This is a genomic window from Mesorhizobium sp. M0862 (assembly GCF_040319795.1).
Taxonomy (GTDB): Bacteria; Pseudomonadota; Alphaproteobacteria; order Rhizobiales; family Rhizobiaceae; genus Mesorhizobium.
This window is the reverse complement of the sequence record NZ_JAMYOJ010000013.1, coordinates 55918-79002: the sequence shown is the minus strand read 5'-3', so window position 1 is coordinate 79002 and position 23085 is coordinate 55918. Positions and strand designations below refer to the sequence as shown.

Here is a 23085-nt window from a genome sequence, read left to right as displayed (position 1 = left end):
ACTCGCAGGCAGCACAGTTTGTTCCGATAGCTGACGTCGCGGCGGTTCCGTGAAGCCCTGGATCGCGGCGATCAGAGCGACGGCACGCCCATATTTGCGCCAACGGCCGGCCAACCATGAGTGCTGCCACGGCCCGCGCTGGACAACCCGATGGTGGTAGAGCTTTGCCAAAGACCCTGCTAGACTTCTGGTCCTGGCGGGGTGGCATGGCGCGCCAACCCCGCCGGAATCTTCATCTCTCAGCGCGCGGCGAAGTGTTTCAGGAACGGGTCGTCGCCTGTGCTGGACCAGAACCAGAAAGGGAGCGGGGGCTCGAACATGGCTGTACGGAACTACACCCGTCAGCTGGCGACAATCATTTCTATCGATGCCGTCGGGTTCTCGAGGCTGATGGGCATCGACGACGAGTCTGCTGTCGCGGCATTCGAGGAACGGCGCGACATCATCGCCGACAGCTGTGGCACATTTGGCGGCCGCACGTTCGGCGACGCCGGCGACAGCATCATGGCCGAGTTCGGCAATCCGATCGAGGCGTTGCGCGCAGCCTTTGATTTCCAGGGCCGCATCGTCGCCCTCAACGCCGAGGTTGCCGACGATATGCGCATGCCGTTTCGCGCCGGCATCAATACCGGCGACGTCATCGTGCGTGGTGGCCGCCTCTACGGCGACGACGTCAACATCGCGGCGAGAATCCAGGAATTCGCGCCGGGCAACGGTCTCGCCGTTTCGGAGACGACCTGGCACCATGTGAAGGACAAGACGGCGGCCGATTTCACCGATCTCGGCGAATTCATGCTGAAGAACATCGCCTTGCCGGTGCGCGTTCTGATCGCCGGCCGCAGCGGCAACGGATCCTCGCCGGCGGCGTCGTTCGCGGCCATTCCCCAGGCCAATGCGCAGCAGAAGCTGTCGTCCAAGGGGCCGCCGGCGATCGCCGTCCTGCCCTTCCACGCCGATGGCGGCGAGCATGACATCGGCTACATGGCCGACGGCATCGCCGAGGACATCATCTATGGTCTATCCAACACCAGATGGCTCTCGGTCATCGCCAAGGGCTCCAGCTTCCAGTTCCGCGACGACACGCTGGGCACGCGGGTGATCGGCAACGCGCTCGGCGCGCGCTACATCGTCAGCGGCACGCTGATGCGCAATGGTGGCCAGATCCGCCTCAACACCTCGCTGGCCGACGCGTCCAACGGGCGGCTGGTGTGGTCGCAGCGCTTCGATCGCGATCTGGTCGACATCTTCAACCTGCGCGACCAGATCGGCGCTGAGATCGTTTCGATCCTCGACAAGGAGGTCGACCGGGCGGAACAGGCACGCACCTTCCAGGTTCCCTGGGAAAGCCTGGAGACCTGGCAACTGGTGCGACGGGGCCGCTGGCACATGAACCGGCGCACCCGCGGCGACACCGAAACCGCACTCGAGTTCTTCCAGAAGGCCTACCGCGAGGACGCCAACTCGAGCGCCGTGCTCAACGAACTGGCGTGGTGGTATTTCTGGCGGGCATGGCTGCGTTTTGGCGACAGCGACGATTTGAACAAGGTCGAGCAGTTTGCCCGCAAGGCGTTGCTGGTGGACAGCCTGGATGCGCGCCCGCACGCCCATCTCGGCGCCGTCGACATCATGCGCGGCGAACCGCGGTCGGCCGTCGACCATCTCGAGGAAGCGATCCACATCAATCCGAGCTTTGCCTTCGCGCGCTCGGCCATGGGCAGCGCCCAGCTGCTGCTCGGCAATGCCGCGACCGCGATACCGTTCTTTCTCGATACCGAGCGATTGAGCCCGTTCGACCTCTACCGCTTCCACAATCTGGGGGAACTGACGGCGGCCTATTGTTTGGTCGAGAACTGGCCGGCGGCGATCGCTGCCGCTGACCGCTCGCTCAACCTGTCTCCCGGCTATTTCTATTCCAGGTTCCTGAAGATCGGCGCGCTGATGCGAAGCGGCCGGCCGGAACAGGCGCGGCGCGAGATGACCATTTTCACCACCCGGCATCCCGATTTTTCAGAACAGCGTGTGCGCTGGATACCGTTCACCGACAAGGCCGCGAACGAGATCCTCGTCGCCAATTTCCGACTGGCCAAATGAACATGGCGTCAATGCTGGCTGGAACATGGACCAACTGTGAAAAGATTCACATACGTGCAACCGATGCAAACCTAGGCGTTGAACGGCCGGCATCGCAATAACGTGGATAGCCGGGGGGCTTGAACGCGCATGACCGAACTGAAGTATTTCGACGCTATTCGCGCGGCCCAGAAAAACCAGCGCCCGCTGTCGGAAATGCCGCCCTTCGATCTCGGCCGGATCCGGAAGACAGGGCTGATTGCGCGCATCGTCGGGTCTCTGGCCGAAGACCCCCGCTGGGCGCTTTCCTTGTTGCGGCGTTTCCGGCCGACCGGCAAGCTCTTCGGTGTTCTCGTGGTCACCAAGAACGCCGATGTCCGCGACATATTGGAGCGCGGCGACGAATTCCAGACCCCATACGGCCCGGAAATGACCGAGCTTGCCCGGGGATCCAACTTCATCCTCGGCATGCAGGACGGCGCCGACTACCGGCGCATGAAATCGTCGGTGCTGAGTGCATTCCCGCCGGCCGAGGTCGAAGCCGCCGTCAGGCCGATCGCGGCGCGTCATTCGCAAGAGATCATGACGCGCGCTAGCCCCGGCTTCGATGCGATCTCCAGGTTGATGAAGATCGTCCCGGTGCACATCTGTCGAGATTATTTCGGCGTCGAGATCGACGATGAATCCGAATTCGCCGACTGGGCGATCGCGCTGAGTGCGCTGTTCTTTTCGGACCCGACGGCGAGCCCCGTCATGCGCGAACTCGCAGTGGTGGCGGGCGACCGTCTTCTCAAAGTCATCGATCGCTCCATCCAGTCGGCCAGGGACCGGGGCTTGAAGGCCGAGCAACCGCTGGCGAGGCTGGTTGTCCAGATGGATCAGGGCCGCCTGTCGCGGGACGACCTCAATTCGATCATGCTGGGCATGATCGCCGGCTTCGTCCCGACCAATGTGTTGGCCGCCGGCAATTGCCTCGACGTGATCCTGTCGCGGCCCGACGCACGGCAGGCTATCGATGCCGCATTGGCCGAAAACGATACCGCCAAGCTCGACAGGGCCGTCCTTGAAGCCATGCGCTTCAAGCCGATCTGGGTCGGCCCCTGGCGCTACACGGCCCGCGACGCGATCATCGGCAAGGGTACGCGCCGCGAGCGCCTGGTGAAGGCCGGCACGGTGGTGATGCCGGCGACGCTGTCGGCGATGTTCGATGCCGACGCCGTGCAGAACCCGGACCAGTTCGACACATCGCGCCCGCATCGCGACTACATGGTGTTCGGCCACGGCATTCATCAGTGCATCGGCGCCGAGATCGCCAGGATCCAGATCGGCGAAAGCCTGCGCGCCCTGTTCCAGAAGCAGGGCGTGAGCCGCATGCCCGGCAAGGCCGGGCGCATGACCCGCATCGGCGCCTATCCCGAAACCCTCAAGGTCGATTTCGAACGGGCAGAACTCTGCCGCACCGTAACGCAGTCTATGGTGACGGTGGTCTGCCCGGTCACCCGGTCCGCGTCGCTGGATGCTGTCCGCGACAAGGTTGCCAGCCTCGGCAACCCGGCCGTCGAAGAGATCCGCACCGCGCTCGACATTGCCGGCACCGTCCACTTCACCAGCCTGACCGTGGTCGGCACCGGCGAGATCGGCGCTGATTCCGGTCAGGAAAAAGGAGCTCTGGTTCTCGAGATTTCCGGTGACGGCAGCATCGACGATGTCATCGACGCAGTCACGCACGCCATCGGGCACCGGCTGCGGCCGATCTTCAAGGAGGTCTGCGATCTGCGCGATGGCGGCGCATTGAACGATTTCCTGCGCAAGCACAATGTCGACATATCGCCGTCTTTCGGCAGCAATGCCGGACTGGTGTTTTCGGGCACGCCGGGGCACTCGGTCCAGCGTATCAAGGCCGAGCAGCAGCTTTTCGAAGCCGTGCGCGACATCGTCGAGCGGCCACGCAAAGGCGCCGGCAACGCTCCTGCCGTGCTCGCTGAAGTTCGCCAGCGTGTCCAGTCATTAGGGACGTTTGCCTGGGCGTTCGAGCCGGCCGAAAGCCTGCTCGAAAAGCCGCCGGGTCATTGGGGCCGTGCCCTGATGACGACGTTGCTGGTGCCGCCGGTCTTCGTCACGGTGGCGATCATCTGGGCTGCTTGCTGGTACATGACCTACGGTGTGGTGTTCGGCAGATCTATCGACATCAGTTCCCAGGAAATCTCCTTCACCGCCATAGCCGTAGCAATCACCTCACTTCTGTTGTCGGGACTCGGAATGTTGGTGGCAGCGGCGCTGCTGGCGTTTTCGTGCTTGCTGGCGCTGCGACGCCGCGAGGACAGGGATCGGCCGGAAAGCACATCGATCGGCATATCTGAATTGAACGCGATACTCGTCAAGGAGGGCCACGCGGCACAAAACCATCTGACTGCGATTTCGACGATGAAGGCCGGCATTCTGCGGCGGCTGGCGCTCAGGTTTTCTTTCTACCTGATCTCGATAGCTGCCCAGAAGGTATTCAAGCCAGGCTTCCTCAACACCATCAACACCATCCATTTCGCCCGCTGGATACTGCTGCCCGGCTCCAACCGATTGATGTTCTTCTCCAACTACGGCGGCAGCTGGGAAAGCTATCTTGAGGACTTCATCGCCAAGGCGTCCGCTGGCCTGACCGGCGTGTGGAGCAACACCGTGGGCTATCCACGCACACGATGGCTGTTCCTGGACGGCGCCCGCGACGGCGATCGTTTCAAGCGGTGGGCGCGGCGCCAGCAGGTGCCGACCCTGTTCTGGTACTCCGCCTATCCCCAAATCAACACAGAGCGCATCCGGATCAATTCCCGGGTCAGGCGCGGCATTGCTTCCGCCGTCGGCAACGAGGCGCGCGACTGGCTGAGCTTGTTCGGTTCGCTACGGCGCCCGGCGAGCGAAACGACCACCGTTCAAAAGACCACTTCGCTGCTGGCCAATATCAGCTCTGCCTTTCCGGCGCCTCTCGAACAGCAGCTGGAAACCGGCGAGATCCAGTCCATCTTCTTCGGCCCGCTCGGCCCGCTCGCTTATTCGCATATGCTTGCGATCCGGGTGCCGGACAAGTTGCCGGCGCCCAAGCGCAGAGCCTGGCTCGATTTCGTTGTCGAGCAGACGAGTTTCGGCGAAGGCAGGCCCGCCGGGCGAGCTATGATAGTCGCCTTTGGTCCCGGTGGCCTGCGGCAGTTTGGGCTCGACGAGGGTGTGGAGGGCGATCCACTGGAAACATTTCCGATCGCCTTTCGCCATGGCATGGGCAATCCCGAGCGTGGGCGCATACTGGACGACCGAGGCCGCGACGGCCCGGACGAATGGGAGTGGGGGTCGTTGGAGAACCCTGTGGACCTGGTCATCGTCTGCTATGCTGAAGACCCGGGACGGTTGAAGACCGAGATTGCCACCGTGAGACGAAAGACGACCGGTGCAGGCATGAAGGTCGTCGCCGAACTGCCGCTCGCCGTAAACCGGGGTCCGACCGACACGAAGACGAAATCGTCCGACGGGGCAAAGCGTGACGATCGGTCGGAACGTGGGCCAGCCTACGAGCATTTCGGTTTCGCGGACGGGATTTCGCAGCCGATTGTCCGGGGCACGACCCGCGCCAGCAGGGGTGCTGCATCAATGCATCTGGTCGCGCCCGGCGAGTTCCTGTTCGGCTATCGTGATGAGCATGGGTTCTATCCAGCCTCGCCCTCGGTAAGCGCATCACGCGATCGGACTGGAATCCTTTCGCAGGTGCGCCGTAGCCGGCTGATTCCGGGCCTGCCGCCACCGCCGCGCGATTTCGGGCGCAACGGTTCATTCCTGGTTATTCGCCAGTTCGAGCAGCACGTCGACGTCTTCAACAACTACTGCAAAAAGGCTGCAGCCTTGGTCGCGAGCCAACTCGGCAACCAAGCCATCACGCAAGACTGGATTGCCGCCAAGATGCTCGGCCGCTGGCAGAACGGTAGCTCGCTGGTGCGCAACCCGGATCATCCGGGACGCGTCATCGACAACAACTTCGCCGCTGGCGCCGAGGATCCGCAAGGCCATCGCTGCCCGCTTGGTGCCCACATTCGCCGTTCCAACCCACGCGACTCGCTGGGTGAGGACCGCGATACGCAGATCAATATCGGCAAGCGCCATCGTATCCTGCGGGTCGGCCGCACCTATGAGAAGCAGGACGGTAAGAATGGCAAGGTCGAAAAGGGGCTGCTGTTCATGTGCCTCAACGCCGACATAGAGCGCCAGTACGAATTCATTCAGCAGACCTGGGTTTCGTCGGCCACGTTCCAGGGCCTCGTCGCTGAAAAGGACCCGACGATTGGTTCGCGCGGCGGCGATGGCAGGTTCACCATTCCGTCATGGGAAAAGGTCACGACGCTCCGTGACATGCCGCAATTCGTCACCACCAAGGGGGGTGGATATTTCTTCATGCCCAGCCGCTCGGCGCTGCGCTACCTGATTTCGCGGCTCTGATTCGGCGTCAGTCGTCGTCCTGCGACTCGGCGATGTGGCGCAGTGCCCTGGTGTCGGTGATGCGCAGGCCGCCGCGTTTGATGGCAATGAACGAGCGGTTGCGCCAGTCGTTGAGCGTCTTGTTGACGGACTCGCGCGTGGCGCCGAGGAACTCTCCGAGTTCCGATTGCGAGATCGGGATCCAGCCGGCGCTGTCGGCCATCACCTTGGCCAGGAAGACCAGGCGTTTGGCGAGCCTCGCCTGGATGCCGAAGAAGGCCTGATCGCCGAGTTCGCCGCTGACCCAGCGCAGCCGGGCGCACAGAAGTTCGATCATCGCGCGTGCCAGCGGTGGATTTCTCTTAATGCGATCAAAGAGTTGTATCCTGGTGAGCGAAACCAGCTCGCAAGCGGTCAGGCAGATGGCGGTGGCGGTGCGTGGCCGGCCGTCCAGGGCGCCGATCTCGCCCACCAGACTGCGCGACAGCTCGATATTGGCCACCAGCTTCTGTCCGCCGGGCGAATAGATCGAGATTTCCACCGTGCCGCTCATCACCCCGTAGATCCGGTCGGCGGCATCTTCCTGGACGAACAGATGCTGGCCGGCGGCGTAGCGCTCGACCTTGCAGCCGCTGAACAGGATATCGAACAGCTTTGGATCGATGCGTGCCAGGCGCGGCAGATCGTTTCTGTCGTTAGGGCCGCCAAAAGCCATGTTCCAAATTCCCAATTGCCGCAATCGGCGAAGTTTAAGGCCCGAAGTCTAAGGCAAGAGTGCACCGCGTCAAAGGCCGGCGTTCATCCCTTGCGATTACGCCTTGTAAAGGCTTGGCGCCGTGGTCGCGCCCAGTGCCTGGCTCGTGCCGGGCGGAAAGCCGCCTGCACGCGCGGCGAGAGGAGCCGCGCGTGCAGGCGCCAACTGATAAAAATGGATAGGTGATAAAATTTCTGTAAAACCGAGCGGCCGCAATGGCCCTTCCACCCGTTGCGATAGGTGGGCGCAAACAGCGTGAGCGTCTGTGACGGAGATCACATACGGCATCGCTGAAATAATGCGAACGTCATACATCGCGCGAGCGACTGCCGGCAAAGAGACATGCCGACGTTGCGCTCCGGTCATCTTCGACGCAAATTGATTTGTTTCTTTGCCTGCCGGTCAGAATTGCGCCGGTCTAAAATCTGGCAATACAGTTCTTTTACTTCGACAGGACCTTTGGGGGCGACTATGCCGGTCAGCAGAGAGCAGCGAATCCGTCAATATCTCGATCTCGTCACCGGGGGCGAGGGGACTGAATCGGTCCTCGGCAACATGGAGAAGATGGCAGGCGGCGCTCTGGAATCCCTTGCGCCTGCGGAAGCCGGCAAGACGGAGGCGGCGTTTGAATCGGCGCGCGCTGGCATGGAGAGCCTCGCGCGGGGCGCCGAAGTCGCGCCCGAGCAGCTTTCCGATCTGGAAGCCATAATCATCCCGGAGTTGCGGCCGGTCTATGACATCAAGGATGGCACCTTTACGACGCTGACTTTCGACGGCGCTCCGACACCTGGCCATTCCCTGTGGACGAAGCTTACCAGCGAGGCCGCATTGAAGCAGCGCATCGAAGCCGCCCTGCCGGCGATCGGGCGTATCGAACTGTTGTGGAACACCAATATCCCTTACGGCGGCACGGGCTTCGTCGTCGGCCGCAACCTGCTGATGACCAACCGTCATGTGGCGCAGATATTTGCGGACGGCCTTGGCGACCGCAATCTGCAATTCATCAACGGCCGCGCCGCCGGCATCGACTTCAAGCGCGATTCGGCGGCGGGAAACGTCTTCAAGATCCGCAATGTCCGGATGATCCATCCCTATTGGGACATGGCGATCCTCGAAGTCGAAGGCCTGCCCGACAACATCACGCCGCTGTCGCTCGCGGTCGCCGACGCGCGCGATATGCTGCGCCAGGAAGTCGTCGCCATCGGCTATCCCGCGTTCGACAATCGCAACGCGGTCGATGTCCAGAACGAGCTCATGCGCAATCGTTTCCAGGTCAAGCGCCTGCAACCGGGCATGCTGCAGGGCGGCTTCGATACGGAGAGTTTCGGCAAGATCGTCAGCGCGGCGACACATGATTGCTCGACCACTGGCGGCAACTCCGGCACCGCCATGATCAACCTCGCCACCGGCGAGGTCGTGGCGCTGCATTTCGCCGGCCGCTATCTCGAGCGCAACTACGCCGTGCCCACCGGCGCGCTCGCCAAGGACCAGCGTGTCGTCGACCTCGGCCTCAATTTCGCCGGCGCCGCCAGCGGCGGCCCAAACGATTGGGGCGCATGGTGGAACAAGGCGGACAGCGGGTCGCCGGCCGAGGGCGTAAACCTGGTTGAAGTCGGCGGCGTCCAGCAGATCCCGGGCGTCGCCACCCAGACGCCTCCATCCGGAGGCGTCGTCGTTTCGCCGGGCGGCAGCGTCACCTTCGAAGTGCCGTTGCGCATCACCGTCTCGCTCGGCGCAACGCCTGCCCATGAAGCGGTCACGGAATCGGTCGAGCTCGAAGCGGCCAAGCCGACCCCTCCAGGCGGCGCATTCGTTCCCAAAACGGTCGCGGACTATGCCGGCTATAAGGGCTACGATGAGAAATTTCTCTCTGGCGGCACCAAACTCGCGCCGGTCGTTGTGCCCATGCCTGAGGCCACCGACCTCTCCGTGCTGGCGCCGCTCAAGGCCGGCGGCACGCAACTCGACTACCAGAATTTTTCGCTCAAGATGCACGCCAAGCGGCGGCTGGCGCTGTTCACCGCCTCCAACGTCACCGAGGAGAGCAATCTGCGCGAGCCGGAAAAGGGCCGCAACTATTCGCGCGGCGGCCTGTTCAGCGAGCGCTGGTTCCCGGATCTGCGGCTCGACGACAAGTACCAGATCCCCGACGTCTTCTACACCCAGGATCAGGGCGCCTTCGACAAGGGTCATATCGTCAGGCGCGATGACGTGGCCTGGGGCAGCACCTTCGAGCTGCTGCTCAGGGGCAATGTCTGCTCCTTCCATGTCACCAACTGCTCGCCCCAGGTCGAAGGCTACAACCGCTCCGACAGCGGCGAGAAGAACTGGGGCGATCTTGAGAACCACGTCCTGTCGGAGGCGGCGAGCGAGCGGCTTTGCGTCTTCGCCGGGCCGGTCCTCGCCAAAGACGACCGGACCTTTGCCGGCAAGGGTCCCAAAGGCACCAGTCTTCGCGCGCTAGTGCCGCGCCGCTTCTGGAAGGTGGTGGTCGCCCGCGTCAGTGACGGCATCGCCAGTTATGGCTTCGTGCTCGAACAGGATCTGTCAGACACGGAGCTGGAGTTTGCCGTCTCCGACGAGTTCATCGGCGCCATGTACCCGCTGACCGAAATCTCCGAAATGACCGGCGTCACCTTCGACCAGTCGCTGGTCGATGCCGACCAGTACGAAACGGTTCGCGGCACCGAAATTGCGATGCGGGCGGGATCACGGAGACGAAAGAAGAAGGCTTAGGCTCGCGCGGCGCTGCGATGCCTTGCAGGGAACACCATGACCGAATGGACGCAATCCAAGCCGACCTCCCTGCTGCCGGCCACGCGCCCCCGAGCGGTACCAATTAGCGCCAACACAGCGGAGATCTGGATCAGCACATAGCTGACGGCGAGCCGGGCACCGGAAAGAAGTCGTTCGTCAAAAAGCCGTGATGCAGCGCTTCAAGATAGCGGCAATAATACGGGCTGGTTTTCATTCGGGGTTTTTACATGCGCACACGTCACGCCATCATGCTTGCACTTTCCGCGCTTTCCATTCCAGCCGTCTCCATGCCGCTGCAGAAAGCCAGCGCGCTGGAGCCTGAAAAATACACGGTCTACTGCGCCAACGATCACATCGAGGTTTCGTTCTGGGATATCGAGCAGATGAAGGTGCGCAACGGCTCTGATGTCTGCCAGTTCCAGAGCTATACGAGCTACTCAAGCGCGTTGAACTTTGCGCAGAAGAATTTTGGTGGGGAAGGGGCGAGTTGCAGCTGCTAGGAGTGCTGGCTTGGAGTGTGCTGTTCAGGGGAAGAAAATGGTGGGCGATGCAGGGATTGAACCTGCGACCCCACCCGTGTGAAGGGTGTGCTCTCCCGCTGAGCTAATCGCCCGCTCGTTGCCCGAAGGCCAAGCGAGCCGCGATATAAGGGAGGCAGGGTTGTGAAGTCAAGGCGATGCGCCCGCCTTCTATGCCTGAAATAGGCGAGGGTAGGCGCTGCCGCGCAATCGCCCGTTTCGCTCAGCCGGCCGCAGCTGCAATCAGCCGTTCCGCCAGGTCGAGCGTCAGCGCGTCGAAATGCGAAATCACCGCCGACGGCTCGAATTCTCTGACATGGCGGTCGGTGTAGCCGAAATCGACGGCGACCACCGGAATGCCGGCTGCCTTGGCGGTGTCGATGTCGGTCTGCGAATCGCCGACCATCAGCGCATGATGCGGATCGCCGCCGGCGAGCCGGATGGTCTCGGTCAGATGGCGCGGGTCGGGCTTGCGGAAGGCGAACGTGTCCTGGCCGGCGATCGCGGCGAAATGCTTTGTCAGGCCGAGCGCCTCGATCAGCGCTTTCGAATTCGCCTCATATTTGTTGGTGCAGATGGCAAGCAGATAGCCGGCCGCCTCGAAGCGGGCGATCGCCTCGACCACGCCGGGGTAGGGGCGCGACTTGCCGGGAATGTTGACCGTGTAGTGATCGAGGAACAGTTTCAGCAGCCGGTCGTGCTCGTCCACTGCCAACGATTTCTGCTGCGCGGTATGCGCGCGCTCGATCATCACGCGTCCGCCCTGGCCGACAAAACGCCGGAAGCCTGCCTCGTCGACAGCCGCAAGCTCGCTGGCGGCAAGGCTGTGGTTCAGGCTGTCGAGCAGATCCGGCGCCGTGTCGATCAGCGTCCCGTCGAGGTCGAACACGATGATCGGTTGGGTCATGGCCTGTCCTGTGGCTGATGCATTGCAGGCAGGCGATAGCGGCTGCGCTTCTTTCAGGCAAGCCGGTGCGAGCCAAAGTCTTTGACCCTGCGGGCAAAAGTGCTAGGAGCGCGCATCCAGAAAAATCAGAACCAAGCCAAACCCCCGGGGCGAGCATGGATGCGAGGCAGTTGAAAGTCGAGGCCGCGCGGGCAGCCCTTGCCCATGTCAGCGACGGCATGCGCATCGGCATCGGCACCGGGACGACGGCCGACGAATTCGTGCGGCTGCTGGCCGAAAAGATCGCCACCGGCTTGTCCGTCATCGGCGTGCCGACGTCGGAGCGCACCGCAGCCCTTTGCCGCGAACTTGGCGTGCCGCTGTCGACGCTTGAGGAAACGCCCGAGCTCGACCTTACCGTCGACGGCGCCGACGAGATCGACGCGGCGCTGACACTGATCAAGGGCGGCGGCGGCGCGCTGCTGCGCGAGAAGATCGTCGCGGCGGCATCTCAGCGCATGATCGTCATTGCCGATCGCTCGAAGATGGTCGACACCCTTGGCCGGTTTCCCTTGCCGATCGAAGTCAACCGGTTCGGCCTGCGCGCGACCGAAATCGCGGTCGCGGCAGCGGCCAAAAGTCTCGGCCTTTCCGGCCCGGTTACATTGAGGATGACGGGGGGCCAGCCTTTTGTTACAGACGGCGGCCATTTTATCCTCGATGCATCTTTTGGCCGCATTCCGGATACAAGAGCGCTTTCGAATGCTCTCCATGCCATTCCTGGTGTGGTCGAGCATGGTCTTTTCATCGGGCTGGCGTCAGCGGCCATCATCGCCGGCGGCGACGGCATCCAAACCGTCCATGCCGCCCGAAAACCAGGGAGTTCTACCGATCATGATGTTGCATAACCGGGTTCGCAATCTTTGCGCCGTTCTGGCGGCTTCGGCCGTTTTCGCCTTCTCCTCCCCGGCGTTCTCGCAGGAGATCACGGAATCGCATCTGAAGGCGGCACGGGCGGCGGTCACGGCAATCCACGCGACCGACTCGTTCGACAACATCCTGCCGCAAGCGGCGGCCTCGCTCGAGCAGCAGCTTATCCAGAAGAACCCTGATATGCAGGAGCTGATCGGCAAGACCGTCAGCGAAAAGGCACTGGCGCTGGCCTCGCGCCGTGCCGATCTGGAGAAGGAAGCAGCGCTCGCCTATGCCAAGGTGTTCTCCGAGAAGGATCTCACCGACATCGCCGCCTTCTACAATTCCGATGCCGGCAAGAAGCTGCTCGACAACGGCCCCAACGTGACGCGCGAACTGGTCAAGGCCGCCGACATCTGGCAGAACGGCCTGGCGCGCGATCTCGCCCAGCAGGTCGGCGAAACGCTGGCAGCCGCCGCGAAGGCCGCTGCTCCGGCCGCGCCTGCGCCGGATAACGCAACTGCCCCCGCCGATGGCGCTGCACCTGCCGACGGCGATGCGCCCGCAGACGGTGACCAGCCGGAAGCGCCGAAGAACTAAGACGTCTGATTTCGCCACCGGCATCCTTGCCGCTGGACCAGAAAGCCCGGTGGAAACCGGGCTTTTCTTTTGGCTTCATGCAGCCTACCTGTCTCAAACATTTCTTGGGGCAAGGAACAGCAGCATGGCCGGTTACGACTACGATCTCTTCGTCATCGGCGGCGGCTCCGGCGGGGTGAGGGCGGCGCGCGTGGCGGCAGCGCTCGGCAAGCGTGTCGGCATCGCCGAGGAATACCGCTATGGCGGCACCTGCGTCATCCGTGGCTGCGTGCCGAAAAAACTCTATGTCTATGCCTCGCAATTTCCCGAGCATTTTGCCGACGCCGCCGGCTATGGCTGGACGGTGCCGGAGGCGAGCTTCGACTGGCCGACGCTGGTCGCCAACAAGGACCGCGAGATCGCCCGTCTGGAAGCGATCTACGAAAAGAACGTGAAAGGCGCCGGCGGCGAGACGTTCCACTCGCGCGCCATGCTGGTCGACCCGCATGTCGTGCATCTCCTGGGCGATGACCGCACCGTCACCGCCGACCAGATCCTGATCGCCACCGGCGGCCGGCCGGCGCCGCACCCGGCGCTGCCCGGTCACGAGCATTGCATCTTTTCCAATGAGGTTTTCGACCTCAAGCAACTGCCGAAGGCGATCATGATCGAGGGCGGCGGCTACATCGCCGTCGAATTCGCCAATATCTTCCATGGCTTGGGCGTCGACACCACGCTGGTCTATCGCGGCAAGGAGATACTGTCGCGCTTCGACATGGACCTGCGGCGCATGCTGCACGAGACCATGGAAAAGAAGGGGATCAAGATCCTCTGCCACGCCGTGTCGGAATGGGTCCGCAAGCGGCCGGACGGCAGGCTGGATGCGTTGGTCACCGGCGGCAAGGTGCTGACCGTCGACCAGGTCATGCTCGCCATCGGCCGCCTCCCCAACACCGAGAATATGGGCCTGGAAGGCGTCGGCATCGAACTCGGCATAACCGGCGCCATCGTTGTCGACCAGTATTCCCGCACCAACATCGACAACATCTGGGCGATCGGCGACGTCACCAACCGCGTGCAGTTGACACCGGTGGCGATCCACGAGGCCATGTGTTTCATCGAGACCGCATTCAAAGGCAATCCGACCGCGCCCGACCACGACACCATCCCGACCGCCGTCTTCTCACAGCCGGAGATCGGCACCGTCGGGCTGTCCGAGGACGATGCCGTCAAGCGCTACTCCGATATCGAAATCTACCGCGCCACATTCCGGCCGATGCGGCACACGCTGTCGGGCCGCGACGAAAGGATGCTGACGAAGCTGGTGGTCGATGGCGCCACGCGAAAAGTGCTCGGCGCGCACATCCTCGGGCCGGACGCCGGCGAGATGGCGCAGTTGCTCGGCATTCCGCTGAAGGCCGGCGTCACCAAGGATGATTTCGACCGCACCATGGCCGTCCACCCGACGGCAGCGGAGGAACTGGTCACCATGTACAAGCCTACCTACCGCGTGAAGAACGGCGTGCGGGTCGATTGACGCCCGCGCGCTCGATCTTGAAGAACCCCCCATGGCAGCCGCTGTTGCCACCGAGATGGGAGGCCTGAAGCTTATTACAACAAAGTGCCGCGCAGGATGACCAGCGCCACCGAGAAATAGATCACCAGACCGGTGACATCGACCAGCGTGGCGACGAACGGCGCCGAGGCGCTCGCCGGATCGAAGCCGATCCGTTTCAGCGCGAACGGCAGCATCGACCCCGACAGCGAGCCGAACGTGACGATGCCGACGAGTGCTGCCCCCACGGTCGCCGCGATCAGCGGCCAATGCGGCCCATAATCGTAGAAGCCCATATATTGCCAGAGCGCGATGCGGCAGATGCCGACCACGCCAAGCATGGCGCCGAGCACGAAGCCGGTGGGCAATTCGCGCAACGCCACCCGCCACCAGTCGCGAAGGCCGATCTCGCGCAGCGCCAGCGCGCGAATGACGAGCGAGGTCGCCTGCGAACCGGAATTGCCGCCCGAGCTCATGATCAGCGGGATGAATAGAGTGAGCACGATCGCTTTTTGCAGTTCGCCTTCATAGCTTTGCATGGCATTGGCGGTCAGCATCTCCGAGATGAACAGCGCGCACAGCCAGCCGCCGCGCTTCTTGATCATGGCGAGAAAGCTCATCTTCATGTAGGGCTCGTCGAGCGCCTCCATGCCGCCGAAGCGATGCGCGTCCTCGGTCGTCTCCTCGATCATGGTGTCGATGATGTCGTCGATGGTGACGATGCCGAGGATCTTGCCATGGTCGACGACGGGAACCGCGAGCAGGTCATATTTGGAGATCGTCTGCGCCAGTGTCTCGCGATCGGTCAGCGGCGTCACCGTCACCGGGGCGCGATCCGGCGCCACCGACAGGATCGGATCGTCCGGCTCGCCGGTGATCAGCCGGCGCAGGCCGGTCGAGCGCACCAGCACATGCGTGTCTGGATCGACGATGTAGATGGCGTAGACGGTCTCCCGCGTCCGCTCCACCTTGCGGATGTAGTCGAGCGTGCGCCCGACGGACCAGTCCGACGGCACGCTGACGAATTCGGTCGTCATGATCGAGGCGGCGCTGCCTTCGGGATAGCCGAGAATGGAAAGCAGCGTTGCCCGCAGCGGCGGGATCAACCCGCCGAGCAGCTCGGAGCGCGTCGGCTCATCCAGCTCTCGCAGGATATCGGCGGCGCGGTCGACCGACATGGCGGTCAGCAGCTTGCACGCCTTGGCGCGCGGCAGCGCCTCGGCCAGATCGGAGGCGCCGTCGAGTTCAGGCTGGTCGAAGATCTCGACCAGCCGCTCGAACGGCATTTCGCAAAGCAGTTCTATCGCGGTATCGCGAGATTCCCGGTTCAGGGCCTCGACGACATCGGCGACGTGATCATTGGCAAGGATACGCGCGATAGCGACGGCATCGTCGCCCGCTACGACGGGGGTAAATTCGTTCATGGCTCACTCCTTGCCGTCCGGCGGGACGTGAGCCGTTAGAGTCACATCGAGGCGGACGGCGGTTGCGTTCGACTACTGTCGCCAGGCATGGCGCGGTGACCTTTCTGCTCGCGGGTTCGAGTTGGAATTCAGCGAGCGTGCGCAACATAGGAGCGCATCTTGGCGAGTCAATCGCGGGGGTGGCGGAAAACAGCCGGGAGCCGGCCCAATCGCGAGACTGTGATGATTATTGAAGGGGGAGGGAGCGAGTGCCCCGCCGCCAGTGGCGGAACGCGCTTCGGCGTGGCTGCTATTTCTGCTTCAGCCGGCGTGAAAAACGCATCCATTTGTCCTCGACCGGCCGCGGCTGCGTAAGGATGGTGGTGAGCTCGCGCGGAAGGTTCGGAACAAGCGGCCTCTTGGTGGCGACGCCGTCGGCGATCGCGACCACGCTATGGTAGAATTCCTCGCCCGAGGCCGAACGTGGCGGCACCGCCTCATGCATGATGCTGATCACCGTGACATCGGGACAGTTGTCCTTGATGGCCTGGTGGAAGGCGATCTTGCCATCCGGATCGAGCGCGCCGGTCGCTTCGTCGAGGAACAGCAGTCCCGGTTGCTGCAGCACGATGCGGGCCACAACCAGCTTCTGCTTCTGGCCGCCGGACAGCAGCTGGTCCCAGATCTTTCCCTCGCGGCTTTCATCGGCCATGTGTTCGATGAAATCGCCAAGGCCGGCCTTGTGCAGGGCTGCCGCGACCTGCGCATCGCCATAGTCGTCCTCGGAGCCGGGCAGGCACACCAGCTGCTTCAGCGACACCAGCTGCAGCTTGACCTCCTGGGCGGCATAGAAGCTCCTCACACCGTCAGGGAAGACGATGGTGCCGCGGCCATAAGGCCACAAGCCGTTGATCGCCTTGATCAGCGAAGTCTTGCCGCAGCCGGATTCGCCCTTGAGGAATGCCCACTCGCCGCGCCGAAAGCGCAGATTAGCTGCGCTCAGGAACGGCGTGGCGTCTTCACCCTGATGCGCCAGTTCAAGCTTCTGGATGGTCAGGCCGAAGACCGGGTTCTGGCTGGCATAGTGGAAATCGGAACGGCCGGTCTGGCTGTAGAATTCCTGCGGCTGTTGGACGTTTTCAATGGCGTGCGCCAATTCAATGACGCGCTGGCTGTTGGCCCGCAAGGTGGCGAGACTCGGCATAACATGGATGAACCAGGAACATTTGCTGATCAGCGCGTTGACCTGCTCGGAACCGGTTATGTAGCCCTTGAGGTCGACGCCGTTGTGGATGAACGGCACCAGACCAGGTCCGTAGGCGACAACTTTGGCCCCGACGAAATTATAGACCGATTCGAATCCCGCATAGAGGGTGTTGACGATGTTGAGCTTCGACCAGGTGGTATCGATATCGAGATAGAGCCGTCCATGTATCGTCTTTTGCACGTCTTCGCCTTGCGACGCCGACACATGGAAACTGCGGCGCAACAAAGTGATCAGCTCGCTGCGATAGGTGCCTTCGGCCTTCTGCATCCTGACGTTGAGCCACTCCAGCATTCCGCCGAGTTTGATCGCGATCCAGGTATTGACGGGCACGTAGATGGCAACCGCCAGCAGAGCGAGGACGGCGCTGCCATAGCTGCCGAGGGCATCCAGGCCTTTTACCTCCACGGAATTCGCCAGCAAAGCGCCGCCGACAAAATAAAGTGAGGTGAAGACGCCGAACACACCTTGGGCAAGCCCGATGGCACCGCCCGCCATGTCTTTGATGGATTCCTGCACGCGCTGATCAATGTTGTCGGGCGCTGGCGCATCTGGCGAGCCATTCTGGGCGTGGTAGTGCGTATGGTTGGTATCGAGCAGCGCCGCATTGAAACGCGCGTTCAGCCAGGCGCGCCATTTGCGATGCAATGTCGCCGATACAAATTTGCAGGCGCCTATGATTCCCATGTCCTTGAACACGACCAGCAGGACAAGCAGGCCGGCATTGGTAAGCACCGATTCAAGGGGCGTGGTATTCGCGGCGTCGTGAAAAAAAGCGATTGAGGCTGCCAGTTCGCCCGCCAACACGGTAAACCAGACGTCGGCCTTGCTCGACAGGGCTATGATGAGTGCGAGGACGACGGTGAGAGCCCAGGCCTCCCTCCACCGGTCCGAGAACCAGTAGGCCCGCATCAGTCCCCAGAAGGTCCGCATCGACGATACTGGCGTCAGGGGCGACGGCCCGGCGGGGGCGTCGCGGTTCCAAAGTGCCGATATTGAACGTCGCGGTCTGTCGACCCGAATCACAATCCCGCCCAAACCTTTTTTAGTTTTGTTACGGATAGTAACACCAATTGATCATTTTCTATGAATTTTATCCCGGCGAATGTGAGGCAGCCCACCCGCCGTTGCCATGAGGCAACAGTCGGTGCTGGGATGCCGCCGTTTCTAGGCCAAATATCCCCTTCGTTTCAATGCTTTGCGAGAACGCTCAGATGTGCGGAAATATTCCCTGAGGGAAGGCTCATACACGGCTTTGTGACCAAAAAGCCTTGCCCGTCAGCCGGTTTTCCTGGTGCGCGCTAACCGGATCGGTCGAAAAACTGCCATCGGTGATCGCTCCAAGGCTGCGCGAATCATCTCACAGGCCATCATGTCGGGCACGCAAGATCGCCCTGCACAGCGACTGTTCATGAGTCCGCACGCGCTTTTTAGCTGCAGCTTAATGCCGTTTGACAATCGTGCGCGCTGGAATGAACCTTGCCGGGCACTGTCGGCACCCATGCATATCCGGTTCTTGAACAAGGAAGCTCCCATGCTTGCACGCGCCGCCGCTCCCGCAATCCTGTCGTTCCTTGCCTGGCTGCCTCTGGCGCATGCCGGCAGCCAGACCATTGCGGCAAGCGCCGAAGGGCAGATCGAGTTCAATGCCCCGTCCGGCAACATCGGCTGCATCTACACGCCCAAGGGTGGCACCAGCACCTACGAGCCACAGGATGGCGGTCCGGAACTGAGCTGTTCGCGCGTCGAGCCCAGCTACGTCACCGTGATCCTTGGGCCGAACGGCCCGGCGACATTGATCAAGAATCCGGGCGAGCAGGGCTGCTGCAGCGATGTGGCGAAGCTGGCTTACGGAAGCAGCTGGAGCAAAGGGCCGTTTACCTGCCAGTCGTCAACCAAGGGACTGACCTGCACGGGCAGCAACGGCCACGGATTCTTCCTCAGCAAAGCCAAGGTGACGGTGAAATAACTTCGGTCAGCCGGCCTTTTCCAGCTCGCCCTTGGCCTTTGCAGCCGCGACCTGGCGGATGGCATCAGTCAGCGTGTCGGCGTCCTGCGCGCCCATGACGGCGTATTTACCTTCGAGCAGGAAACACGGCACGCCGGTGATCCCCATCCGCGACGCCGTGGCGATTTCTGTGCGCACCTCCTCGACGTCGGCATCGGTCGGCAACAGCGTTTCGACCACGGCAGCGTCCATGCCTGCCTCGCGGGCGGCATCGACCAGCACGGCGTGGTCGCCAATATTGCCGCCTTCCTCGAAATACAGCTGGAACAGCCGGCGCACGAGCCGGTTCTGCACGGCTTCACCGGCGGCACCGGCCCAGCGGATGACACGATGCGCGTCCAGCGTGTTGGCGGCGACCTTGATGGCGTCGAAAGCGAAATCGATGCCTTCGGCTTCGCCGAGCGGCTCTATGCGGGCATGCATCTGACGGATGCGCTCGTCGCTGCCGAATTTGGCCAGCATGTATTCGCGCCGGTCCTTGCCCTCGAGCGGGATGGTCGGGTCGAGCTGGAACGGCCGCCAGCGCACATGAACCTCAACGTCGCCGGCAGCGGCAATCGCTTTATCCAGCCGCTTCTGGCCGACGAAGCACCAGGGGCAGACGACGTCGGAAACCACGTCGACCGTAATGGAATTGTCATCGCTCATCTTGATCTCCTGCAGCCGAGCGTTTTACCGAGCATGATCTCGGCTACGCTCAGTTCGGCTTGCGCCACCATGTCGGCCATTGATAACCGAATATGGGTGTCTTTTTGGGATGATCCAGGTAATTCCAGTAAGCGAGCCATTGCTGCGCGTTGTACTGCATCGGCACCATGTAATTGCCGGAGATCAGCAATCGGTCGAGCACGCGCACGGCGGCGACATAGTCTTCCTTGGTCCGTGCTCTCAGCATCGCGTCGATCGCCGCGTCGACCGCTGGATCGGCGACGCCGGCCAGATTGAATGAACCTTCTCTTTGGGCCTCTGAAGAACCCCAGCGAAGGTTCTGCTCCATACCGGGAGACAGCGAGTTGCTGAACCCGCTCGACCCGACAAGAACCTCAAAGTCGAAACGCTGCTTGCGCGACTGGATCTGGTCGGCTTCGAGGCTGCGGATGGTCACCGCGATGCCGATCTTTTCCAGCGAGCGCTGATAAATGGCGGCAAAGCGTTCCTCGTCCTGCGACGCCGTCAGGATCTCGAAACCGAACGGAGTTCCCTTTGGGTCCAGCAGGACACCATCCCTAACGGCGTAGCCCTGACTCTTCAGCAGGTCGAACGCCACCTTCATCACCTTGCGGTCCTGGCCGGTGCCGTCATTCACCGGCGGGCGCCAGCTGCCGTCCATGACATCGGCCGGCACGCGGCCGGGGTAGGGCGCCAGCAGCGCCTTTTCCCTGTCACTGGCGGGATGGCCGAGCGCGGAAAGTTCGGAATTCTGCCAGTAGCTCATCGTGCGCGTGTACTTACCGCCGAACAGGTTCTTGTTGGCCCATTCGAAGTCGTAGAGCATGCCGAGCGCGCGCCGCACCTCCGGATTGGAAAACTTCTCCAGTCGCGTGTTGAACAGGAAGCCGGTCACCACGGGCGGTATGCCGGTGTCGAAGGTCTCGGCGATCACCTCGCCGCGATGAAAGGCGGGAAAATCGATATCGCGCTCGCGCTTGACCGGATCGCCCTCATCGTAAATGGCGCAGATGCCTTTCTTGAACGCTTCCGTCTTGGCATTGGCGTTGAGGAAGTACTCGATGGTGATCTGGTCGTAATTGTCGAAGCCGCGCTTGGAAGGGATGTCCTTGCCCCAGTAATTCGGGTTGCGCTTGAAGACGATGCGCTGTCCCGGCTGCACCTTGTCGATGGTATAGGGACCGCTGCCGATCACCGGCTTCAACGTCGTCTTGTCGAAGGTATCCTTGTTGAAGGCGTGCTTTGGGATGATCGGCGTTAGCGCGATGATCAAGGGAGTCTCGCGATTGGCCTTGTCGTTGAAGGTGAAGCGCACGCTGTCATCGCCGGTCTTTTCGAGCTTGGCGATCAGGCTCATGCGATCCCTGTAGGGCGGGCGGCCCTTGTCGGTGAAGACATCGTAGGTGAAAAGCACGTCATCCGGCGTCACCGGCTCGCCATCGGACCACTTTGCATTTGGGTTGAGATGGAACTCGATCCACTTGCGCTCGGGATCCATATCGGCCGTGTCTGCGAGCAGGCCATAGAGGCTGAAGGCCTCGTCGTAGTTGCGCATCATCAACGGCTCGAAGACGAGATTGCCGAAAATGAGGTCCTGCATGCCGCGCGCCGTGGTGCGCAGGCTCTTCAGGATGAACGGGTTCAGATTGTCGAAGCTGCCGACGACGCAGTAAGTGATGTTGCCGCCCTTGGGCGCATCGGGATTGACGTAGTCGAAATGCTGGTAGTCGGCTGGCAGCGCCGGCTCGCCCTGCATGGCGATGGCATGTTTCGGTTCCGACATCGCCACGCCGGGTGCAAAGGCGAAGAACGAAATTGCGGCGATCAGCCAAACAAGAATGCGGCCCATGACCGTCTCCTTACTGGGCGGCTTGATGATTCGGAGTGCACCCTAACATGGCGCCGCGGCGCTCCGGCCAGATACATCAACCCAAATCGCACGACCCAAATTGCGAGGCCCAAGAATTGCAGGCGGCGGGCTGGATTCGGCTGCTCATGCAGTGTAACACGCGCTCCGAAGTCATTCTGTTGCCTCAATTCGGCAACAGGTAGCAGGACCACACGGCGCGAAGAAGCCGGTCCCGGGATCATTTGAGAGGAAATGCACGACATGACGAGCCTGAACAGCAACGCATACCGCCTTTCGGTCCTGGCCGCGGGCGTGGTCGGCTTTCTGGGCGCCGGACTTCCCACCGCTTCGGCACAGCAACAGATTCCGCAGGGTTGGTTCAAGGCCTGCACCAAGCAGGAAGATGTCGACATCTGCAATGTCCAGAACATCATCACTGCCGGCAACGGCCAGTTCGTCACCGGCGTCAGCCTGATCGAGTTGAAGGGCAAGGTAAACCGCAAGGTCTTCCAGGTCACGGTTCCCCCAGGTCGCCTGGTGCCCCCCGGCATCGCCCTGCAAATAGACGCCGGCAAGGCGACGAAGCTGGATTATGTCATTTGCTTCGCCGACCGTTGCGTTGCCGAAGTGCCGCTGACCGACGCGCTCGTCGCGTCCTTCAAGAAGGGACAGGCGATCACGCTGACCTCGATCAACTTCCAGAGTCAGCCAAATCCAATCAAGGTTGCCTTGACCGGCTTCAGCGGCGCCTTTGACGGCGCGCCGCTGCAGCAGTCGGACATCGAGGATCGGCAGAAAAAACTTCAGGATTTCGTCGTCAAGAACAACCAGGACTTCGCCAAGAAGCTCAAGGACGAGCAGGCCAAGGCCAAAGCCGCCAACTAATCGCCGGGACAGATACCGGAGCGACAAAAAGCGGGGTCATGCCCCGCTTTTTTGTTGTCGTCACGTCGATGCAAGGTGATGTCAGTGTCTCGACTGGCGTTTTGGCTCATAGCGTCCGTCGGGCCGCTTGTCGAACATCTCGCCGATCTGTGGATGCCGGACCGGTTCGCCCGATTGATCCTCGAGCAGGTTCTGCTCGGAGACATAGGCGATGTATTCGGTTTCCGAATTCTCGGCGAGCAGATGGTAGAACGGCTGGTCCTTGCGCGGCCGCACGTCGGCCGGGATGGCTTCGTACCATTCGTCGGTGTTGGCAAATTGCGGATCGACATCGAAAATGATGCCGCGGAACGGAAACAGCCGATGACGAACCACCTGTCCGATCGAAAATTTGGCCGTTTTCATCATACTCACCACTAAGCCTCTAGAGCGCCCGGTGTCCCCTCGAATGTGCGAAGAGCGCTCTAAGACTTTGAATTTACACACACCCTGGCCAAAAATCGAGCCCGACTTAGGTCTGGGAT

Annotated in this window: 16 protein-coding genes and 1 tRNA gene; 9 read left to right on the top strand and 8 right to left on the bottom strand. The window is 62.1% G+C overall.

Annotation, left to right across the window (positions count from 1 at the left end; genetic code table 11):
• Positions 1-318 precede the first annotated feature (318 nt).
• Positions 319-2091 carry an adenylate/guanylate cyclase domain-containing protein gene (locus tag NKI15_RS20245; protein ID WP_023726586.1) on the top strand — a complete coding sequence of 591 codons (1773 nt, stop codon included), beginning with the start codon at positions 319-321 and terminating at the stop codon, positions 2089-2091.
• 129 nt (positions 2092-2220) lie between these two features.
• On the top strand, positions 2221-6543 hold the full coding sequence (locus tag NKI15_RS20240; protein WP_352515114.1) for a cytochrome P450: 4323 nt from the start codon (positions 2221-2223) through the stop codon (positions 6541-6543).
• A gap of 7 nt (positions 6544-6550) precedes the next feature.
• Here NKI15_RS20240 and NKI15_RS20235 read toward each other — a convergent pair whose 3' ends face one another.
• A complete protein-coding gene (locus tag NKI15_RS20235; RefSeq protein WP_352515113.1) occupies positions 6551-7237 on the bottom strand; it encodes a Crp/Fnr family transcriptional regulator in 687 nt (228 codons plus the stop codon).
• A 510-nt stretch (positions 7238-7747) separates the two neighbouring features.
• Here NKI15_RS20235 and NKI15_RS20230 point away from each other — a divergent pair.
• Both NKI15_RS20230 and NKI15_RS20225 read left to right on the top strand, forming a co-directional pair.
• Positions 7748-10012 carry a DNA/RNA non-specific endonuclease gene (locus NKI15_RS20230; RefSeq protein ID WP_352515111.1) on the top strand — a complete coding sequence of 755 codons (2265 nt, stop codon included), beginning with the start codon at positions 7748-7750 and terminating at the stop codon, positions 10010-10012.
• Between the two features lie 248 nt (positions 10013-10260).
• Positions 10261-10533, top strand: coding sequence for a hypothetical protein (locus tag NKI15_RS20225; protein WP_023748795.1), 273 nt, complete (start codon positions 10261-10263; stop codon positions 10531-10533).
• 38 nt (positions 10534-10571) lie between these two features.
• On the opposite strand, the gene NKI15_RS20220 is transcribed toward NKI15_RS20225, so the two are convergent.
• Together NKI15_RS20220 and NKI15_RS20215 are read right to left on the bottom strand one after the other, a co-directional pair.
• Positions 10572-10646 (bottom strand) — tRNA-Val (locus NKI15_RS20220).
• A gap of 128 nt (positions 10647-10774) precedes the next feature.
• Entirely contained in the window at positions 10775-11458 is a 684-nt protein-coding gene (locus tag NKI15_RS20215; RefSeq protein ID WP_023736611.1) for a phosphoglycolate phosphatase, read from the bottom strand.
• 155 nt (positions 11459-11613) lie between these two features.
• On the opposite strand from NKI15_RS20215, the gene rpiA reads away from it, so the two are divergent.
• The 3 genes from rpiA (at position 11614) to gor (ending at position 14465) form a co-directional block, all read left to right on the top strand.
• Positions 11614-12345 carry a ribose-5-phosphate isomerase RpiA gene (gene rpiA / locus NKI15_RS20210; protein ID WP_023748796.1) on the top strand — a complete coding sequence of 244 codons (732 nt, stop codon included), beginning with the start codon at positions 11614-11616 and terminating at the stop codon, positions 12343-12345.
• A complete protein-coding gene (locus tag NKI15_RS20205; protein ID WP_023668979.1) occupies positions 12332-12949 on the top strand; it encodes a DUF2059 domain-containing protein in 618 nt (205 codons plus the stop codon). The genes rpiA and NKI15_RS20205 overlap by 14 nt, the downstream gene beginning before the upstream one ends.
• A 124-nt stretch (positions 12950-13073) precedes the next feature.
• Positions 13074-14465: a glutathione-disulfide reductase gene (gor, locus tag NKI15_RS20200; protein ID WP_023750699.1), complete on the top strand. Its 1392-nt coding sequence runs from the start codon at positions 13074-13076 to the stop codon at positions 14463-14465.
• 74 nt (positions 14466-14539) lie between these two features.
• Here gor and mgtE read toward each other — a convergent pair whose 3' ends face one another.
• Positions 14540-15907, bottom strand: coding sequence for a magnesium transporter (mgtE, locus tag NKI15_RS20195; RefSeq protein ID WP_352515110.1), 1368 nt, complete (start codon positions 15905-15907; stop codon positions 14540-14542).
• 289 nt (positions 15908-16196) lie between these two features.
• Positions 16197-18083 carry an ABC transporter ATP-binding protein/permease gene (locus NKI15_RS20190; RefSeq protein ID WP_023696128.1) on the bottom strand — a complete coding sequence of 629 codons (1887 nt, stop codon included), beginning with the start codon at positions 18081-18083 and terminating at the stop codon, positions 16197-16199.
• A gap of 601 nt (positions 18084-18684) precedes the next feature.
• Here NKI15_RS20190 and NKI15_RS20185 point away from each other — a divergent pair.
• The gene (locus NKI15_RS20185) at positions 18685-19119 is read left to right on the top strand and encodes a hypothetical protein (protein ID WP_023748799.1); all 435 of its coding nucleotides are present in this window, start codon (positions 18685-18687) and stop codon (positions 19117-19119) included.
• 6 nt (positions 19120-19125) lie between these two features.
• On the opposite strand, the gene NKI15_RS20180 is transcribed toward NKI15_RS20185, so the two are convergent.
• Entirely contained in the window at positions 19126-19806 is a 681-nt protein-coding gene (locus NKI15_RS20180) for a DsbA family oxidoreductase (protein WP_023730583.1), read from the bottom strand.
• A gap of 49 nt (positions 19807-19855) precedes the next feature.
• Positions 19856-21676, bottom strand: coding sequence for an extracellular solute-binding protein (locus NKI15_RS20175; protein ID WP_023748800.1), 1821 nt, complete (start codon positions 21674-21676; stop codon positions 19856-19858).
• Positions 21677-21937: 261 nt separating this feature from the next.
• On the opposite strand from NKI15_RS20175, the gene NKI15_RS20170 reads away from it, so the two are divergent.
• Positions 21938-22561, top strand: a complete 624-nt coding sequence (locus NKI15_RS20170) for an invasion associated locus B family protein (protein WP_023668972.1) — start codon at positions 21938-21940, stop codon at positions 22559-22561.
• Between the two features lie 81 nt (positions 22562-22642).
• On the opposite strand, the gene hspQ is transcribed toward NKI15_RS20170, so the two are convergent.
• Positions 22643-22966 carry a heat shock protein HspQ gene (gene hspQ, locus NKI15_RS20165; protein WP_023668971.1) on the bottom strand — a complete coding sequence of 108 codons (324 nt, stop codon included), beginning with the start codon at positions 22964-22966 and terminating at the stop codon, positions 22643-22645.
• Positions 22967-23085 lie beyond the last annotated feature (119 nt).

Bases quoted from the DNA above. Each gene is read 5' to 3' on its own strand.
- NKI15_RS20245 (WP_023726586.1), top strand. From the start codon at position 319: ATGGCTGTACGGAACTACACCCGTCAGCTGGCGACAATCATTTCTATC.
- NKI15_RS20240 (WP_352515114.1), top strand. From the start codon at position 2,221: ATGACCGAACTGAAGTATTTCGACGCTATTCGCGCGGCCCAGAAAAAC.
- NKI15_RS20235 (WP_352515113.1), bottom strand. From the start codon at position 7,237: ATGGCTTTTGGCGGCCCTAACGACAGAAACGATCTGCCGCGCCTGGCA.
- NKI15_RS20230 (WP_352515111.1), top strand. From the start codon at position 7,748: ATGCCGGTCAGCAGAGAGCAGCGAATCCGTCAATATCTCGATCTCGTC.
- NKI15_RS20225 (WP_023748795.1), top strand. From the start codon at position 10,261: ATGCGCACACGTCACGCCATCATGCTTGCACTTTCCGCGCTTTCCATT.
- NKI15_RS20215 (WP_023736611.1), bottom strand. From the start codon at position 11,458: ATGACCCAACCGATCATCGTGTTCGACCTCGACGGGACGCTGATCGAC.
- rpiA (WP_023748796.1), top strand. From the start codon at position 11,614: ATGGATGCGAGGCAGTTGAAAGTCGAGGCCGCGCGGGCAGCCCTTGCC.
- NKI15_RS20205 (WP_023668979.1), top strand. From the start codon at position 12,332: ATGATGTTGCATAACCGGGTTCGCAATCTTTGCGCCGTTCTGGCGGCT.
- gor (WP_023750699.1), top strand. From the start codon at position 13,074: ATGGCCGGTTACGACTACGATCTCTTCGTCATCGGCGGCGGCTCCGGC.
- mgtE (WP_352515110.1), bottom strand. From the start codon at position 15,907: ATGAACGAATTTACCCCCGTCGTAGCGGGCGACGATGCCGTCGCTATC.
- NKI15_RS20190 (WP_023696128.1), bottom strand. From the start codon at position 18,083: ATGCGGACCTTCTGGGGACTGATGCGGGCCTACTGGTTCTCGGACCGG.
- NKI15_RS20185 (WP_023748799.1), top strand. From the start codon at position 18,685: ATGCTTGCACGCGCCGCCGCTCCCGCAATCCTGTCGTTCCTTGCCTGG.
- NKI15_RS20180 (WP_023730583.1), bottom strand. From the start codon at position 19,806: ATGAGCGATGACAATTCCATTACGGTCGACGTGGTTTCCGACGTCGTC.
- NKI15_RS20175 (WP_023748800.1), bottom strand. From the start codon at position 21,676: ATGGGCCGCATTCTTGTTTGGCTGATCGCCGCAATTTCGTTCTTCGCC.
- NKI15_RS20170 (WP_023668972.1), top strand. From the start codon at position 21,938: ATGACGAGCCTGAACAGCAACGCATACCGCCTTTCGGTCCTGGCCGCG.
- hspQ (WP_023668971.1), bottom strand. From the start codon at position 22,966: ATGAAAACGGCCAAATTTTCGATCGGACAGGTGGTTCGTCATCGGCTG.